The 16,671-nt window shown below is 54.0% G+C and carries 13 protein-coding genes; 4 read left to right on the forward strand and 9 right to left on the reverse strand.

Going from position 1 to position 16,671, the window contains the following annotated elements:
- Window positions 1–131: 131 nt before the first annotated feature.
- Both glnE and GW590_RS02570 read right to left on the reverse strand, forming a co-directional pair.
- Complete coding sequence (glnE, locus tag GW590_RS02565) at window positions 132–2,984, reverse strand: bifunctional [glutamate--ammonia ligase]-adenylyl-L-tyrosine phosphorylase/[glutamate--ammonia-ligase] adenylyltransferase (protein WP_169401440.1); 2,853 nt, start codon at window positions 2,982–2,984, stop codon at window positions 132–134.
- Between the two features lie 52 nt (window positions 2,985–3,036).
- Window positions 3,037–4,344: a CYTH domain-containing protein gene (locus GW590_RS02570; RefSeq protein WP_169401441.1), complete on the reverse strand. Its 1,308-nt coding sequence runs from the start codon at window positions 4,342–4,344 to the stop codon at window positions 3,037–3,039.
- Between the two features lie 329 nt (window positions 4,345–4,673).
- Here GW590_RS02570 and GW590_RS02575 point away from each other — a divergent pair, with 329 nt between their 5' ends.
- Window positions 4,674–5,294 carry a TIGR04211 family SH3 domain-containing protein gene (locus tag GW590_RS02575; RefSeq protein ID WP_169401442.1) on the forward strand — a complete coding sequence of 207 codons (621 nt, stop codon included), beginning with the start codon at window positions 4,674–4,676 and terminating at the stop codon, window positions 5,292–5,294.
- A gap of 183 nt (window positions 5,295–5,477) precedes the next feature.
- Entirely contained in the window at window positions 5,478–6,716 is a 1,239-nt protein-coding gene (locus tag GW590_RS02580) for a multifunctional CCA addition/repair protein (RefSeq protein ID WP_169401443.1), read from the forward strand.
- 32 nt (window positions 6,717–6,748) lie between these two features.
- Here the strand turns inward: GW590_RS02580 and GW590_RS02585 are convergent, their stop codons facing one another.
- The 4 genes from GW590_RS02585 to speB (GW590_RS02600) are packed head-to-tail and all read right to left on the reverse strand — an operon-like array spanning window position 6,749 to window position 11,093.
- The gene (locus tag GW590_RS02585) at window positions 6,749–8,284 is read right to left on the reverse strand and encodes an amino acid ABC transporter permease/ATP-binding protein (RefSeq protein ID WP_169401444.1); all 1,536 of its coding nucleotides are present in this window, start codon (window positions 8,282–8,284) and stop codon (window positions 6,749–6,751) included.
- Between the two features lie 45 nt (window positions 8,285–8,329).
- Complete coding sequence (locus GW590_RS02590; RefSeq protein WP_169401445.1) at window positions 8,330–9,154, reverse strand: transporter substrate-binding domain-containing protein; 825 nt, start codon at window positions 9,152–9,154, stop codon at window positions 8,330–8,332.
- Window positions 9,151–10,131: an agmatinase gene (gene speB / locus GW590_RS02595; protein WP_169401446.1), complete on the reverse strand. Its 981-nt coding sequence runs from the start codon at window positions 10,129–10,131 to the stop codon at window positions 9,151–9,153. The genes GW590_RS02590 and speB (GW590_RS02595) overlap by 4 nt, the downstream gene beginning before the upstream one ends.
- Entirely contained in the window at window positions 10,128–11,093 is a 966-nt protein-coding gene (speB, locus tag GW590_RS02600) for an agmatinase (protein ID WP_169401447.1), read from the reverse strand. Before speB (GW590_RS02600) ends, speB (GW590_RS02595) begins: the two co-directional genes overlap by 4 nt.
- Window positions 11,094–11,244: 151 nt before the next feature.
- On the opposite strand from speB (GW590_RS02600), the gene GW590_RS02605 reads away from it, so the two are divergent.
- Window positions 11,245–12,153 carry a LysR family transcriptional regulator gene (locus tag GW590_RS02605; protein ID WP_169401448.1) on the forward strand — a complete coding sequence of 303 codons (909 nt, stop codon included), beginning with the start codon at window positions 11,245–11,247 and terminating at the stop codon, window positions 12,151–12,153.
- A gap of 79 nt (window positions 12,154–12,232) precedes the next feature.
- On the opposite strand, the gene bacA is transcribed toward GW590_RS02605, so the two are convergent.
- Both bacA and folB read right to left on the reverse strand, forming a co-directional pair.
- On the reverse strand, window positions 12,233–13,057 hold the full coding sequence (gene bacA / locus GW590_RS02610) for an undecaprenyl-diphosphate phosphatase (RefSeq protein ID WP_169401449.1): 825 nt from the start codon (window positions 13,055–13,057) through the stop codon (window positions 12,233–12,235).
- 181 nt (window positions 13,058–13,238) lie between these two features.
- Window positions 13,239–13,598 (reverse strand): bifunctional dihydroneopterin aldolase/7,8-dihydroneopterin epimerase, encoded by a 360-nt coding sequence (gene folB / locus GW590_RS02615; RefSeq protein ID WP_169401450.1) that lies wholly within the window; start codon window positions 13,596–13,598, stop codon window positions 13,239–13,241.
- Between the two features lie 177 nt (window positions 13,599–13,775).
- Between folB and plsY the strand changes: the two genes are divergently transcribed.
- The gene (plsY, locus tag GW590_RS02620) at window positions 13,776–14,429 is read left to right on the forward strand and encodes a glycerol-3-phosphate 1-O-acyltransferase PlsY (protein WP_169401451.1); all 654 of its coding nucleotides are present in this window, start codon (window positions 13,776–13,778) and stop codon (window positions 14,427–14,429) included.
- A gap of 976 nt (window positions 14,430–15,405) precedes the next feature.
- On the opposite strand, the gene tsaD is transcribed toward plsY, so the two are convergent.
- Window positions 15,406–16,419: a tRNA (adenosine(37)-N6)-threonylcarbamoyltransferase complex transferase subunit TsaD gene (gene tsaD, locus GW590_RS02625; protein WP_169401452.1), complete on the reverse strand. Its 1,014-nt coding sequence runs from the start codon at window positions 16,417–16,419 to the stop codon at window positions 15,406–15,408.
- Window positions 16,420–16,671: the final 252 nt, after the last annotated feature.

The raw sequence follows: 16,671 nt of genomic DNA on the forward strand, positions 1-16,671 counted from the left end.
TCCAAAACAGATAAAACTTGGCAGACAGGTCCCAGGGATAAATCCTGGCCACCATCAGGTTGTCATCGCAAAAACAATGCGCGCGATAATATCACAAGCAAAAAAGGTTGGGAGTAAAACCCATAGGCCATTCAGCCCAACCAACGCTGCCAGCTGGCTTTGACTTGCTCGCGTTCAGCGACAAATCTATTGACCGCCACCTTGCCGTTATGTTCCTGCAAGGCCAAATGATGGATCTCATCGCGCAAGGTGACATAAGCATGGGTTAATTGCACCGCTTCGTCCTGGGACATAATCTGATATTTGGCCATCAACTCAAAGATGCGCACATTGTCTGACCAGCGGGTCAGATCCGGCTCGCTGCTGGCATAGCGCAGCACCAGATACTGGGCAATAAACTCAATATCGGTAATCCCACCGGGATCGGCTTTAAGATCGAAAACGTCGCTTTTCTTACTGCCGAGGTGGGCGATCATCTTCTCACGCATTTCGCGCACCTCTTTTTTAAGCGCTTCGCCATCGCGGGGCAGACAGAGGATATCGCGGCGAATGGCATTAATCTGCCGGGTCATTTCCGGGCTGCCATAGACCACCCGCGCGCGCACCAGGGCCTGATGCTCCCAGGTCCAGGCGCTTTCCCGCTGATAATCGCTAAAGGCCGTAATGGTACTTACCAGCATGCCGGAAGCCCCGGAGGGACGCAGACGATCGTCAACTTCATAGAGAATGCCAGAGGCGGTGCGGGTACCGAACAGATGCATAATCCTTTGCGCCAGCCGCAGATAGAACTGCCGTCCGTCAATGCAACGCGGCCCTTCGGTAACCACATCAATCGGGCAATCGTGGATAAAGACCAAATCCATATCAGAGCTGTAGCCCAGCTCCCAGCCACCCAGTTTGCCGTAGCCGATAACGGCAAAACCGCGCCCTTCCTGCTGCTGCAAATGGGCAGGCTGGCCGTAGCGCGTCAGCATATGATCCCACGCCTGCTGGATCACTGCCGTCAGGATCGCCTCGGCGAGATAAGTCAGATGATCGCTGACTTTCATCACCGGTAACGCCCCGGCAATATCTCCTGCGGCAATGCGCAACTGCTGCGCCTGCTTAAACTGGCGCAGAGCTTCAATCTGTTGCTCTTCATCATCTGCCGGAACCCGCAGCAGATACTGGCGCAGTTCATCGGGATAGGATTGTGGGGCAATAGGCTGATAGAGGGTATTGGGGTCGAGCAATTCATCCAGCAAAATCGGATGACGGGCCAGTTGGTTGGCCACCATCGGCGAAGCGGCACAGAGGCGGATAAGTTGTTTAAGCGCCCCCGGATACTCCACCAGCAGTTCGATATAAGTGGTGCGGGTGACAATATTAAGCAGCAACAGCGTCAGCCGCTGCAACAGGATATCCGCATCAGGGTAAGTACACACTTGCGCCAGCATCCTTGGCATAAGCTGGTCGAGCTGATCACGTCCGCGCGGCCCTATGGTACGTTTATCCATATCACGACGGAATTCGGCAATAGTACGCAGCAGATTGCCGCGCCCCTGCGCCGAAAGCTGTGCGGCCAGCGGCAGCAGATCGCTGTCGTCAAGGGTGTCGATCCACAGACTGTTAAACTGCTCCTGCTGCGGATCGTCCCCGGCATCGGGTGAATCATCGCCAATCAGATCGTTAAACACGACGCGCACCGCCTGCATATGGCCGACGATAGTGGCATAAAGTTCGTCCCAACTGGCGGCATTCATCCCCCAGGCCAGACGCTGGCGATTAAGCTCGTCGGCGGGCAAGGTTTGCGTTTGCTCATCGGCAATCGCCTGCAGCAGGTTTTCCAGTCGACGTAAAAACAGATAGCTGGCAGTCAATTGTTGTACCTGCGACTCGGGCAACAGATGCAGCGCCTGCACCGCCTGTAGCGTCGGCAATAACGCCCGCTGTTGCAGAGAAGGCTCGCGACCACCGCGGATCAGCTGAAACACCTGAACGATAAACTCAATCTCGCGAATACCGCCGGCACCGAGCTTGATATTGTCCTTTAAGCCACGGCGACGCACTTCGCGGGCAATCATGCCTTTCATATTGCGCAGCGACTGGATCACGCTGAAATCGATATAGCGGCGAAAGACGAAAGGCTTGAGCATCTTGCGAATTTCCTGGCTACTTTCGTCTTGCGCACCGCCCATCAGCTTGGCTTTGACCATGGCATAACGCTCCCAGTCTCGCCCCTGTTCCTGATAGTAGTCTTCCAGCGCTGAAAAGCTCATCACCAGCGGGCCGCTGTCGCCAAAGGGCCGCAAACGCATATCCACCCGATAGACAAAACCGTCGATAGTTGCCTGATCCAGGGCCTTAATCAGCCGCTGCCCGAGGCGGGTAAAAAACTGGGCATTTTCCAGTTGGCGTCGACCACCCTCGGTCTGACCATTCTCTGGATAAGAAAAAATCAGATCAATATCCGATGAAAAATTCAGCTCACCGCCACCCAGCTTGCCCATGCCCAAAATCAGCAGCTTTTGCGCTACCCCGGCAGCATTGACCGGGGTTCCCCATTCGCGACAACAGGCGTCATACAACCAGTCGCGGGCGGCGACAATCAGCGTTTCCGCCAGCACGCTTAACTGCTGTAGCGTCTGCTCACAGCTGCTGGTCTGCATTGCCTGCGACCAGCTGATACGCAACATTTTTGCCTTGCGAAACTGACGCAAGACTTTCATTAACTGCGCTTCATCCTGCACCGCGCTCAACGCCTGCCCGAGTTCTGCCTCGTAATGTTGCCATTCATCCACCGTGGGCGGTACCGCCGAGATCTCCTGCCACCATTGCGGACGAGTAATAAAGTTCTCACTGATAAAATCGCTGCTGGCTAAGACGCGCAGCGCATTTTCGTCAAGTTGCGGTATATCGCTAAGCTGCTGTTGATCAAGGCTTTGTTTAAAACGTAGCTGCAGCTTTTCGGCCTGGGCGGCCAGCAGTGGGGTGAGAGGCAACATTGTTCGGGGTCCTTTCAGGTACGGCCCAGGTTCACCCGGGCCGATCGGTCAATTAACGAGGCTGTCCATTTAACCAAAATGCCGTTTGCATTACGGCATGCTGACGGGCCGAATCTTCCCAGGCGTGCTGTTGCTGCACAATCGCCTGTTGTAACTCGGTCCACACCGTAATATAGGCCAATGCCTCTTCGCGCGGATAGGCACCTGACAGTAGATGGAAAGAGATGATTTGACGCTTTAATCGCGCCAGCTGATCGCGGAAACCCTCTTCGCTCAGGGACTGGGCAAAGGCTTCTTTCAGGTCGGCAGCGGTACGGCCCAGCATAATATCGGCAAAGCGTTTAAAGGAGCCGTCGAGCTTTTTCTGCGATTTATCATCGATAAAAGGTTTCCAGCCCGCCATTGCCAACCAAGATGTGAGCACTAACTTACATTTCAGATAGCTGGCGCTGAGACACAGCGTCTGGGCATCAATACCTTTTTGCTCCAGCTGTTCTGCCAGCTCGGTTAATAGCGCACGCAGCTCGGTGGTGGCTTTACGCGGGATTAAGCCACCGTAGACCACCAGCACCTGACGCACAGTTTCCACCGCCTGCAATACCGTCATTCGCGCCGCTTTATCGCCGCGTACCCATAGTTCTTCATGGTACTGCCAGTGGCTCAGTGCCATTTCCAGCATACCGCTCAGTGCCTGTTCCACAGTGGCCTTGGGCGCGGCCTGAAACACCGGCAGGGTACGAGCTTCGCGTAACAGATTACCCTGCGCCAAATGATACCCGCGCGCCGCTTTGCTCAGGCCGCCGAGACGCAGCCCGCCGTTTTTACCCACCAACGAGGCCAGCGCCAGCAGATCGGCGGTATTACCCTGTTTGATCTCCAGCTCGATTTCTGACAGCGGTTCCGACAGTTCGCCGGCGGTAACCTCTCCCTGATCCAGCCCCAGTTCAATCTCGCTGTCCTGGAAAGTGATCAACCACTTCTCACGGACAAAATCTGTGCGGAACAGCGGCTTAAGTGCAGCTTGCAGCGCATCGAGATCGCACTCTTGCGGCCAGATATCTGCCGGAAACAGGCTGAGATCGAGTTCTGGACGGGAAAGGCTGACATTATATTCCGGCCGTTGATGCAAACCGGCAACCACTTTACCAGCGGTTTTAATGGTCATTTCATAGCTGTCATCAAAGCCGCGAATGCGCAGCCCCATATCCCAGGAACGCAGACGGTTATCCAAGGTTTCGTAGTAAATATTGGTTAATTTCTGTGGCGCAGAGTGCTGACAGGAAAACTCGGCCAACTGTGCGGGCAGCTCGGCAATCGCAGCAGGGCTGGCGATAAATTTTAGTTCTATTTCTAAGGTCATAAGTCTTTGCACCGATTCTTGGCAGATAAGTAATATTTATCCCCAAATTCTACCACACAGACCGCCCATCACGGGATTGTAAGATAGTTCCCATTTAGGTTTATGCATTGCGTCGTCACACTGTTGCCCTTACTATCGTTCAATATGAATTTTATACCCAATAGGTTTCAAGCGGCATCAAGGCGACAAGCGCTTCAATTTAAGGACATTTAATGGGTCCACTGCCCCGCAGGGTTGTAGCTGGCCAGCGCGCAGCAGCTTGAAAGGTGAAAGGGATATCGACATGCACGGTGCCGAATGACAGGCCCTCAAACGACGAAGAATGAATAATGCATAAATTACGCCTGTTTGGTTTCGCTTTGCTCACTTTAGGCCTCACCTGGGGCGCCCATGCTGACGAGAAACGCTATGTTTCTGACGATTTGATCACCTATATCCATAGCGGTCCAGGTAATCAGTTTCGCATCGTTGGCACACTAAACTCCGGTGATGAAGTTACGTTAAAGAACGTCAATAATGCCACCAACTACGGCCAGATCGTTGATAGCAAAGGCCGCGACGCCTGGATCCCCCTCGATCAGCTTAGCACCACACCAAGTCTGCGTACTCAGGTACCCAACTTGCAGCAACAGGTGAAAACCCTGACTGACAAGCTGACCAATATTGATAATAGCTGGAACCAACGCACCGCAGAAATGCAGCAAAAAGTGGCCTCCAGCGACGGGATCATCAACGGACTGAAAAAAGAGAACCAGGATCTGAAAAACCAGCTGATTGTGGCGCAGAAAAAAGTCAGTGCCGTCAATGTGCAGCTGGATGACAAACAGAGAACCATTATCCTGCAATGGTTTATGTATGGCGGTGGCGTTGCCGGGGTCGGTTTGATCCTGGGTCTGCTGTTGCCGCATCTGGTACCGCGTCGCAAGAAAAAAGACCGCTGGATGAGCTGATTGGTCAGCAACTTGACCCGCAATGTAAGGCACCCGGCGTGCCTTTTTGTGTTGGCGCAAGCGCAAAAATAATTTAACAAATTTGCTACAATGATGACTGGTGTCGCTGTATTGAGCTGGCAATGTCAGCGCGATAGCAGCTGTGGCTTCTCTACCCGGTCATCTTTCTCAGGAGCTTTAACCTTGAAAATCTATCTGGTCGGCGGTGCCGTCCGCGACAACCTGTTAAACCTTGCCGTCACTGAGCACGACTGGGTAGTGGTGGGCTCCACTCCCGAAGCCATGCTCGAACAGGGCTATCAGCAGGTTGGCAAAGATTTTCCGGTTTTCCTGCATCCGGTCAGCCACGATGAATACGCCCTCGCCCGTACAGAACGCAAATCCGGCGCTGGCTATCACGGTTTTACCTGTTACTCCTCGCCAGATGTCACGCTGGAACAGGACTTGATGCGTCGCGATCTGACCATTAATGCCATCGCCAAAAGCCCGGACGGTGAGTTAATCGACCCTTATCATGGCCAGGCCGATCTTGACGCCCGCGTTTTACGCCATGTTTCCGATGCCTTTGGCGAAGATCCTCTACGCGTTTTGCGCCTGGCACGCTTTGCCGCCCGCTTTGCCCATCTGGGATTTCGCATTGCCGAAGAAACCATGGCATTAGTCACCAAAATGGCCGCCAGCGGCGAGCTTGAGGCCTTAACGCCGGAAAGAGTATGGAAAGAGACCGAGAAGGCGCTGAACACCGCCGATCCGCAGATTTATTTTCAGGTATTGCGGGACTGTAATGCCCTCGGTGTGCTGTTCCCCGAAGTGGATAAACTGTTTGGCGTGCCCGCGCCCGAGAAGTGGCATCCCGAGATCGATACCGGTATTCACACCCTGATGGCGCTGAAAATTGCTGCCGAACTCAGTCCTGAGGTCGATGTGCGTTTCTCTGCCCTGTGCCACGATCTGGGCAAGGGGCTGACGCCACCGCAATATTGGCCTCACCATCACGGCCACGGCCCGGCGGGTGTCAAGCTGGTAACCCGGCTGTGTCAGCGACTGCGCGTCCCGACCGCTATTCGCGATCTGGCGGTATTGGTGGCCGAGTTTCATGACCTGATCCATACCGTTGAACGCCTGCGCCCGGAAACGCTGCTCAAGCTGTTCGACAATATCGATGTCTGGCGCAAACCCCAGCGTCTGGAGCAGATGATTATCACCAGCGAAGCCGATGCCCGCGGCAGAACCGGCTTTGAAAGCAACCCTTATCCTCAGGGCGATTATCTGCGCGCCGCCTTTGCAGCGGCCAACAGTGTGTCGATTAAAGAAGTGGTGGCGATGGGACTGCAAGGCATGGCCATCCGTGAGGAGCTTGGGCAACGGCGTATCAAGGCCATTGCCCAATGGCGAGAAACGCAGGAAATGCTTAGCCGTTAAGAGTCTCTGTGACTTTAATGACCAGGCTGATTTCAGGCTACCCCCGCCAAGTTAATGCCCATAAACTGGCGGATCCGTTGCAGATCGGGTTGCGCGTGACCATTGGCAATCAGCTTGGGCGTGGCATCGACCTGAATATGCCCTTGCTCCATCAACAGAATGCGATCGGAGATCGCCAGCGCGAAATCGATTTCATGGGTGACGATCAGCATGGTCATCCCTTCGCGGGCCAGATCGCCAATCACCTTTAGTACCTCGCCTACCAGTTCCGGATCCAGCGCCGAAGTCGGCTCATCAAACAACATAATATCCGGCGACAACGCCAGTGCGCGGGCGATAGCCACCCGCTGTTGCTGCCCGCCGGAGAGCTGATGGGGATATTTATCGACATGCGCCAGCAGGCCGACCTTATCGAGCAGATACAGTGCCTGACTGCGGCATTCACTCTCACTGGCCGATTGCCGATGATAGCGTGGAGCCAGCATCAGGTTCTGCAAAATTGTGTAATGCGGAAACAGATTAAATCCCTGAAATACCATACCGACGCGGCGTATCCCCTGCCGCATGGCAGCGGTTTTGCCGCTGTCGCTGGCGGCGATAAAACTTTCGCCAAACAACACGATCTCGCCGCTATTAAGTTTTTCCAGGCCGTTGATGGTGCGGATCAACGAGGTTTTTCCCGATCCCGAGGGACCAATAATGCTGATCACCTCGCCAGGAGCCACCCGCAGATCGATCCCCTGTAATACCTGATGCGTTCCGTAGGCTTTATGGATATTTTTTAACGTCAGCGCGTCCGGTGAACCGGGCAGCAATTCCGGCTGACGAAAAACCAGCGGTGTCGCCTGTTGCCGCAGCTGTTGCAGCTCAGGCTCACTGCGGGTTTGCGGTGAACGCGTCTGCACATTCACCCGGCGTTCCAGCAGCTGAAATAACAGCGTAAACAACGAGACGATCAACACGTAGTACAGGGCAACTGCGGCCAGGGTTTCCATCACCATAAAATTTTCGGCATACAGTCGCTGGCCGGTCATCAGCAGTTCGGGCAGCGAAATTACCGAGACCAACGAGGTCTGTTTAACGATGGTGACAAACTCATTGATCAGTGCCGGTAATGAAATCTGAAGCGCCTGCGGGATAACAATCCGTCGCTGGATCCCCAAAAAGCTTAATCCCAGCGCATGTCCGGCTTCATGCTGCCCTTTGGCGACCGACAGCAATCCGCCACGGTGGATCTCGGCCATATAGGCAGTCTCCACCAGCACGGTTGCCACCAGCCCGGCAAAAAAGGCATTCCCCAGAAAGCGGCCCGTGGCCGGGATCATTTGCGGCAAGTTATAGACAAAAACCACCAGCACCAATAACGGAATACTGCGAAACAGCCAGATATATATCCCGCTGGCACCTTTCACCCACCCCGGCCCGGATTGTCGCCCGCTGGCAACAATAAACCCCAGTACCAGACCTATGCCCCATGCCAGCACGCTCAGTTCGACAACGGTCACGCTTGCCAACCAGAATGCGCGCATAGAGAACAACGAAAAAAAGTAGTTCCAGTCAAAAGTCATAGTGATACCGGGCCTCGGGAAAAGTAATAAGACAAAGTTCCGCTGTCAGTGAGAAGCCGTGTCGGCAATACCGTAGGGCTGATATTTTTGCAGCAATCGTGGGTACTGGCCGTTTTCACGCAGGGCATGCAAGGCGGAGGCAATTTTCTCGGACAGTGCCTTGTTATCTTTCTTCACGTAAATCCCCAGCGTCTGTGGATAGATGGTATGCGGCGAGCTGATTTTGACCCTTCCGTTGCTGTGTTCGGCAAACATGCGCACCGCACCGGCAATATCCACCTGTGCCTGAATATGGCCGGAAAGCAGTGCCTGCAAGGTTTCCGGCGCGGTAGGAAACTCTTTGATTACGATCGCCTGTTTGCCCTGCGGCAGGCAGTAGTCAGTGGAGAGCTGCTCCAGTTTTTTCACCCAGGAAGTCCCCTGTTGCAGACCGACGGTTAAGCCACAGAGATCTTGTTCAGTGGCCGGCATCACCGGCGCGTTGGCAGCTACCAGAATATAAGCACCGGTATCGGCATAAGGAATGGCGTCCGCCTTGGCGGTGCGTTCCGGGGTGATATACAGCGCTGAAATAACCGCATCATGTCGGGCCGCGTTAAGCCCGAGGATCAGACCACTGAATTTGGTATCGACCAGTTGCAGTTTCATGCCCATTTGCTTACTGAGCATCTCGGCCAGTTCGGCATCGAAACCGACAATTTTACTCTCCTGCCAGGATTCAAACGGTGGATAGGCCACCTCCAGACCGACTTTTAACTGACCCGGTGTCAAGGTGCCCTCGTCAGCATGGGCAAGCGTCGCGCTACCGGCAAAGGTCAGCGAAAGTACCAGGGCAGAACAGAGACGACGTAATGCAACAGAAGCTGTCATAGCTTGACTCCAGTAGATTGAGAGGATTGTCGATAACGGGCATCGGCGAGCTGGCAAAGTAATTCGAACATCATGGTGGCACCGGTCAGACTGGTCAGGTTTCCCTGATCGAACGGTGGCGAGACTTCTACAACATCGGCCCCCACCAAATGCAAACCTTGCAGATGACGAATACATTGCTGCCCTTGCAGGGAGGTGAGACCGCCGATTTCTGGCGTGCCGGTACCGGGAGCAAAAGCCGGATCCAGCACATCAATATCAAAGCTGACATAGACCGGCAGATCGCCAACAATCTGCCGCGCCTGTTGCATTACCGCATCGATCCCCCTGGCCGCCACCTGCTCCATCGGGATCACCGTAATGCCGCATTCGGCGGCAAAAGCGTGGTCATGGGCAGAAAACAGCGAGCCACGGATGCCGATCTGCACGGTACGCCGTGGATCGATCAGCCCTTCCTCCACTGCACGACGGAAAGGGGTGCCGTGGGTAAAACGCTCGTGACCAAAATAGCTGTCATTGGTATCGGAATGGGCGTCGAAGTGGATCAGCCCCAAAGGTTGTGCTTTTCCCAGGGCGCGCAGGATCGGCAGCGTGGTCAGATGATCGCCGCCAGCCGTCAGGGGCAGCACCTGCTGGCTAACCAGCTGTTGATAAAAGGCTTCGATCTTCGCCAGGCTGTCTTGCAGATCCATGGGATTAACGCCGACATCACCGAGATCCCCGACACGGGCCAGATCATATGGGGAGATCAGACTGACGGGATGCACCCGACGGATCAGGCTGGAAGCATTGCGCAGTTCGCGCGGACCGTGGCGCGTTCCCGCGCGGTTGGTGGTGCCGCCATCCCAGGGAACGCCGACGATACCGATATCCAGCGCCTCGCTGAGCGCGCCAAAGGGCAAACGAAAGAAGGTTGGCAGGCCGGTGTAACGGGGAATATCGCCGTTTTGCGGCTGCGGATTATGCGGCTCGCTCATACTCTGGCCTCCCGTGGATAGCGCACACCGGGCAAGACACAGAGCATTTCATACAGCAGGTTGGCCCCCAGTTGTGCAGTAACGCCGCTGATATCATAAGGGGGTGACACTTCCACCAGATCGCAGCCCACCAGATCCAGGCCACGGCAGCCACGGACGATCTCCAGCGCCTGAATGGCACTTAGACCGCCGACTTCCGGCGTACCTGTTCCCGGCGCCCAGGCGGGATCGAGGCTGTCGATATCATAGGAAAGGTAGACCGGCCCTTGCCCGAGTTTTTGGCGGATCTCCGCCATCAGCGGCGTCATACTGCGATGCCAGCAGGCTTCCACCGGGATCAGTTGAAACCCCTGATCGACTCCCCACTGAAAATCGTCGCTGGTGTAACCCTGTGCACGCTGGCCGATCTGGACGACACGATGACAGTCCAGCAAGCCTTCTTCGACCGCACGACGAAAGGTGGTGCCGTGGGCAATTTTTTCGCCAAACATCTCGTCGTTGGTATCGGTATGGGCATCGACATGGATCAGCCCCATGGGACCATGTTTTTTGGCCAGCGCCCGCAGGATGGGCAGTGATAAGGTGTGGTCGCCGCCCAGGGTCAGCGGGATCAGTGGCCAGTCATTGAGAGTGGTGTAGTAGTCTTCAATAATATCGACGGATTTCAGCAGGCTGTAGGTGTTAATGGGCACATCACCCAGATCGCCGATGTGCAGTGAGTCGAAGGGAGCCGCTCCGGTGGCCATATTGTAAGGTCGAATCATCACTGACTCGTTACGAATATGCCGCGGTCCGTAGCGGGTACCGGCGCGCTGGGAGGTACCAACATCCAGCGGAATGCCAATAAACGCCACATCCAGCCCCTGTGGCCCGTCGCTGTATGGCAAACGCATCATGGTGGTGCGCCCGGCAAAACGTGGCATCTCATTACCACTTTGCGGCTGATGATAAGTTGTTTCCATCTGGCACTTTCCCCTTATTGATTTAGATCCGCTTCTGCAGTGGATGGGGAGATAGTGCTATGGACGGCAGGTAGAGAAAAATAGCAAAATACAAAAAATTAGTTCAGTAAAATGACAACTAACAACTTCCACTTTGGGTGAATAACACATTATGTCTATTGGCAAATTTCCCAACCTGCGCCTGCTGCATATTTTCACCACGGTGGCGAAATATCATGGCTATACCGGCGCGCAGCAGGAGCTTAATCTCACGCTATCCGCCATCAGTAACTATATGAGCGAGCTGGAAGAAAAACTGGGGTTTATCGTCTGTCGGCGCGGCAGAGGCGGGTTTTCCCTGACCCCGAAAGGCGAAGCTTTTCTTCAGCAGAGCCTGAGTCTGCTTAATGCGGCAGAGAATTTTGAGCGCTATACCGCCTCATTGAGTGGCGAACAGAGCGGCGTGATGAATTTGGGCATTATTGATTCTACGGTCACCGACCCACGCTTGCCGATCACCGAGGCCATCAGCCAGTTCAGTGAGCGTTTTCCGCTGGTGCATCTCAATCTGCAAATTAAAAGCCCCAATACGCTGTTGCAGGGGATCCTGAATAATGAACTGGATGTGGCAGTCGGCAACTTCTCGCTACAGGGCAATAGTGTGATTGCCCATCCGCTGTATCGAGAACAACATTGGTTGTACTGCAGCAATCAGCATGAGCTATTCGATGTGCGCCATCCTACCGTCGCCCATATTGCGCAAATGCGCATGGTGACGCGCAGTTACTGGAGCCAGGCAGAATTGGGAAAACGCGGGTTTAAGCACAGCACGGCGAGTGTAGAAAGTATGGAGGCGCAGTTGATGCTGATTTTATCGGGCAAGTATGTGGGTTATCTGCCGGAACACTATGCCTTTCCCTGGGTGCAAAATCAGCGGTTGCGCGCGCTGCTGCCCACCGATTACGGTTATCAGGCACCCTTTTCGCTGATTTTTCGCCGGGGACGCAGTAAGGAGATCCTGGTACGCAGCATGCGGGATCTGCTGAGAACCGCGTCAAAATCCCATAAAGCTCGACACTAATGCCTGCGGCAACGCCGAGGGAACAGGTCATAGCGTTCAGGTTGCCACCAGACAACCTGAACGCTAACGGCGAAGGTGATTAATGGATAAACACCCAATACACCAGGCCGGCGACCACAAAGCGGTAGAAGGCAAAAGGCACAAAGGAGATGCGTTTAATCACTGCCAGGAAGGTTTTAATGGCAATCAGCGCGACGATAAAGGCGGTAACAAAGCCAACGGCAAACATCGGCAGATCCTGCCATCCCAGCAATGAATGATTTTTATAGAGATCCAGTACGCTGGCCCCCATCATCATCGGCACCGCCAGCAGAAAGGAAAACTCAGAAGCAGCAAAACGGCTGACGCCTAATAACAGCCCGCCGCCAATGGTTGCACCCGAACGGGAAAATCCCGGCCAGAGGGCAAAACATTGAAAACAGCCAATCAAAAATGCCTGCAAATAAGTGATATCGTCGATGCCCTGCGCTTTAGGATTTTTCGGTTTTATCCATTCAGCCAACAGAAGAAACACCCCACCGACCACCAGTGAATACATCACATAACGGGGTTCAAACAAGGCTTTAATGGCATGGCTAAATACCAACCCCACCACCACCGCCGGTATCATACCCAATATAATATGCAGCAATGTCAGATGACCCGTGCCGGTTCCTTCGTGTTTAACCTTGCCAAAATGGATACCAATCAGGCCAAACAGACGTCGCCAGAACATGACCACCACGGCCAAAATAGAACCTAACTGGATGATAACTTCGAATATTTTCGATTTCTCATCCGTAAAACCCAGTAAATTACCCGCAATAATTAAATGTCCGGTTGATGACACCGGCAAGAATTCGGTTAACCCTTCGACGATACCCAAAATCATCGCAACAAATAGCTGATGACTGTCCGTTACCATAATTTACCCTGCCTTAATAAGGTTCATAAACAAAGCCGAATTTTATTACCCGACTGAGATAAATATTAAGAATTCGCCTAGTTTTGTGTTAACTGCTATGTTTTAAACATATCAATTAATAACACCTTATTATGACAGCAGTTTTTCATTTTTTACTTTTAAAATTCTTAAAATAGTAAAATTATTTTTCGCGCTGTCCACGTTCGATAATGACGCCCACATTTGCCGCCTGGGCAATCGCCCCTGGCTTGCTTAATTTAATCCGCACCCAGGGAGTGTTAAAACGCTTGATCAGTAACTCGGCCACCTCTTCGGCAACGCGCTCAACCAACGCAAAGCTTTGCGAAGTCACATGAGCAATCACTGCCTCGCTGACATCGGCATAGCTCAGGCAATCGTTAACATCGTCACTTTTCGCCGATTTTTTGTTATCCCAGGCCAGTTCGATATCAAACACCAATTTCTGCTGAATGGTTTGTTCCCACTCAAAAGCGCCTATGGTAGTAATGACATTTAATTGCTCAATAAATACGATATCCATCACGCGTTTCTCTGTTATTGGCTTTAGCGAGATAACCCAAAACTTCCCAAGATACAGACACAAAGCCCATACACCTGTGACTTGAAAGCTAACGGGTATACCACTTACAGCGGAAAATGCGTATTATCCACGGATGCAGTAATTAAAACGACCCCCTACATAGACGGAATTGCTTTTATGAGTGCAACCGCGCTTGGAATGATTATTTTCGCCTACCTTTGCGGCTCAATTTCCAGTGCCATTCTGGTCTGTCGCCTGGCGAGATTACCCGATCCCCGCACCCAAGGCTCCGGCAACCCGGGCGCTACCAACGTTCTGCGCGTTGGCGGTCGAGCGGCGGCGGCAACCGTGCTTATTTTCGACGTATTAAAGGGCATGATACCGGTCTGGCTGGCCTATAAACTGAATATTCCCCCGATGTATCTGGGTCTGACGGCGATTGCCGCCTGTCTGGGTCATATCTATCCGGTATTTTTTGGTTTTAAGGGGGGGAAAGGCGTGGCTACGGCATTTGGTGCTATCGCCCCTATCGGCTGGGATTTGACCGGGCTGATGACGGGCACCTGGCTGCTGACCCTGCTATTAAGCGGTTATTCGTCGCTGGGAGCGATTATCAGTGCGCTGATTGCACCCTTTTATGTCTGGTGGTTCAAACCGCAGTTCACCTTTCCGGTGGCGATGCTCTCCTGTCTGATCCTGTTGCGTCATCACGACAATATTCAGCGTCTGTGGCGCGGTCAGGAAACCAAAATCTGGACCATGCTAAAAGAGAAAAGAGCCGCTAAAAAGGCAGCACAAGCCGCAGCCAAAAACGACAATAACGGCAAGTAATAGGCCGCTAATAGCCATAAAAAAAACGACCATAAAGGTCGATTGGGTTTCGTGATGAAGTTGTCTTGCCGATCGAGATACACGGGCATAGCCCAATAACAGCAAGTAATACGCAGCTAATAGCCATAAAAAAATGACCATAAAGGTCGATTGGGTTTCGTGATGAAGTTGTCTTGCCGATCGAGATACACGGGCATAGCACACCTAGGGGCGCTCCGGCGGGCAAGCCCGCTACGACCCCAACGGTGCACTCTCCCTAAAAACGGACTTTACCAGTCGCCTGAAACGATCATAAGGGTCGTTTTTTTTATTTAAATCAGGACCTGAGTATTTCGAGGCGACGCAGCAACGCCGTCGCAGCCCGTCGGCCGGAGTCAGACGAGCCTGGCTGAGCCGGAGCGAGACCAGGCGCAAGGAGCCGAGAAAACGGAGCGTACATCAGTACGTGAGTATTTCGAAACGACGCAGCAACGCCGTCGCAGCTCGTCGACCGGAGTCAGACGAGCCTGGCTGAGCCGGAGCGAGACCAGGCGCAAGGAGCCGAGAAAACGGAGCGTACATCAGTACGTGAGTATTTCGAAACGACGCAGCAACGCCGTCGCAACCCGTCGACCGGAGTCAGACGAGCCTGGCTGAGCCGGAGCGAGACCAGGCGCAAGGAGCCGAGAAAACGGAGCGTACATCAGTACGTGAGTATTTCGAGGTGACGCAGCAACGCCGTCGCAGCCCGTCGACCGGAGTCAGACGAGCCTGGCTGAGCCGGAGCGAGACCAGGCGCAAGGAGCCGAGAAAACGGAGCGTACATCAGTACGTGAGTATTTCGAGGTGACGCGGCAACGCCGTCGCAGCCCGTCGACCGGAGTCAGACGAGCCTGGCTGAGCCGGAGCGAGACCAGGCGCAAGGAGCCGAGAAAACGGAGCGTACATCAGTACGTGAGTATTTCGAGGCGACGCAGCAACGCCGTCGCAGCCCGGCTCAGACAGGCGAGAGGTCGGATAATGGCCAACGCGGCCGCACCGTCACCCCCAGATCCTCCGCCGCCCCACTGTGTAAACGCACCGTACCGGCATAGGCAATCATCGCGCCATTATCGGTACAGAATTCCGGGCGGGCATAAAAGACTTCGCCGCCGCGTTTTTCCATCATCTCGGCCAGCTTGCTGCGCAGTGTACGGTTGGCGCTGACGCCACCGGCCATCACCAAACGTTTAAATCCGGTGTGCTCTAGCGCCCTTTTGCATTTGATAGCCAACGTATCGACGACTGCATCTTCAAAAGCGCGGGCAATATCGGCATGGGTTTGCGCGTCGCTGTCATTGCCACGAATGGTATTGGCAGCAAAGGTTTTCAAGCCGGAGAAGCTAAAGTCGAGACCAGGGCGATCGGTCATTGGCCGCGGAAAAGTAAAGCGTCCTGGCTGTCCCTGTTGCGCCATTTTTGACAGCAGCGGACCACCGGGATAATCCAGGCCAAGCAATTTTGCCGTTTTATCAAAGGCTTCACCGGCGGCGTCATCTACGGACTCGCCGAGCAAGGTATATTCACCAATGCCGGTCACGCTGATCAACTGGGTATGACCGCCGGAAACCAGCAGCGCCACAAAAGGAAATGCCGGTGGATTGTCTTCCAGCATCGGTGCCAACAGATGCCCTTCCATATGATGCACCGGGATAGCCGGAACGTTCCAGGCAAAAGCCAGCGAGCGGCCAATGGTGGCCCCCACAAGCAGCGCACCCACCAGCCCGGGACCGGCGGTATAGGCGACAGCGTCAATATCTTTCGCCGCAAGATTGGCTTCCTGCAACGCAGCCTGGATCAGTGGCAAGGTTTTGCGCACATGGTCGCGCGAGGCCAGCTCAGGCACCACACCGCCGTAGTCGGCATGTAATTTTACCTGACTATACAATTGGTTAGCCATTAAGCCTTGTTCTGTGTCGTAAATTGCAATGCCGGTTTCATCGCAGGACGTCTCTATACCCAGTACTCGCATCACTGATCCCATCATGTTTTGGTGCAAACGTGCGGCGCGTAGTCTAGCACACAACCCACTGCCGGTATTACTTCCTGCAGGGAGGATCGCGCGTTTTACCACCAGCAATGCCAGTTTTATGAACAAAGCGACGATTAAAGTCGAGCAATTTAAGTTGTTTGGTATATAATCGCGGGCCGACGCAAAAGCGAGCGCTCAGTCCTTCGACGAGAGGATTGTAATGCGCCTGTTTCAATTTGCCATTGGGCTTTA

The organism is Rouxiella aceris, assembly GCF_012933545.1.
GTDB classification, from domain to species: Bacteria; Pseudomonadota; Gammaproteobacteria; order Enterobacterales; family Enterobacteriaceae; genus Rouxiella; species Rouxiella aceris.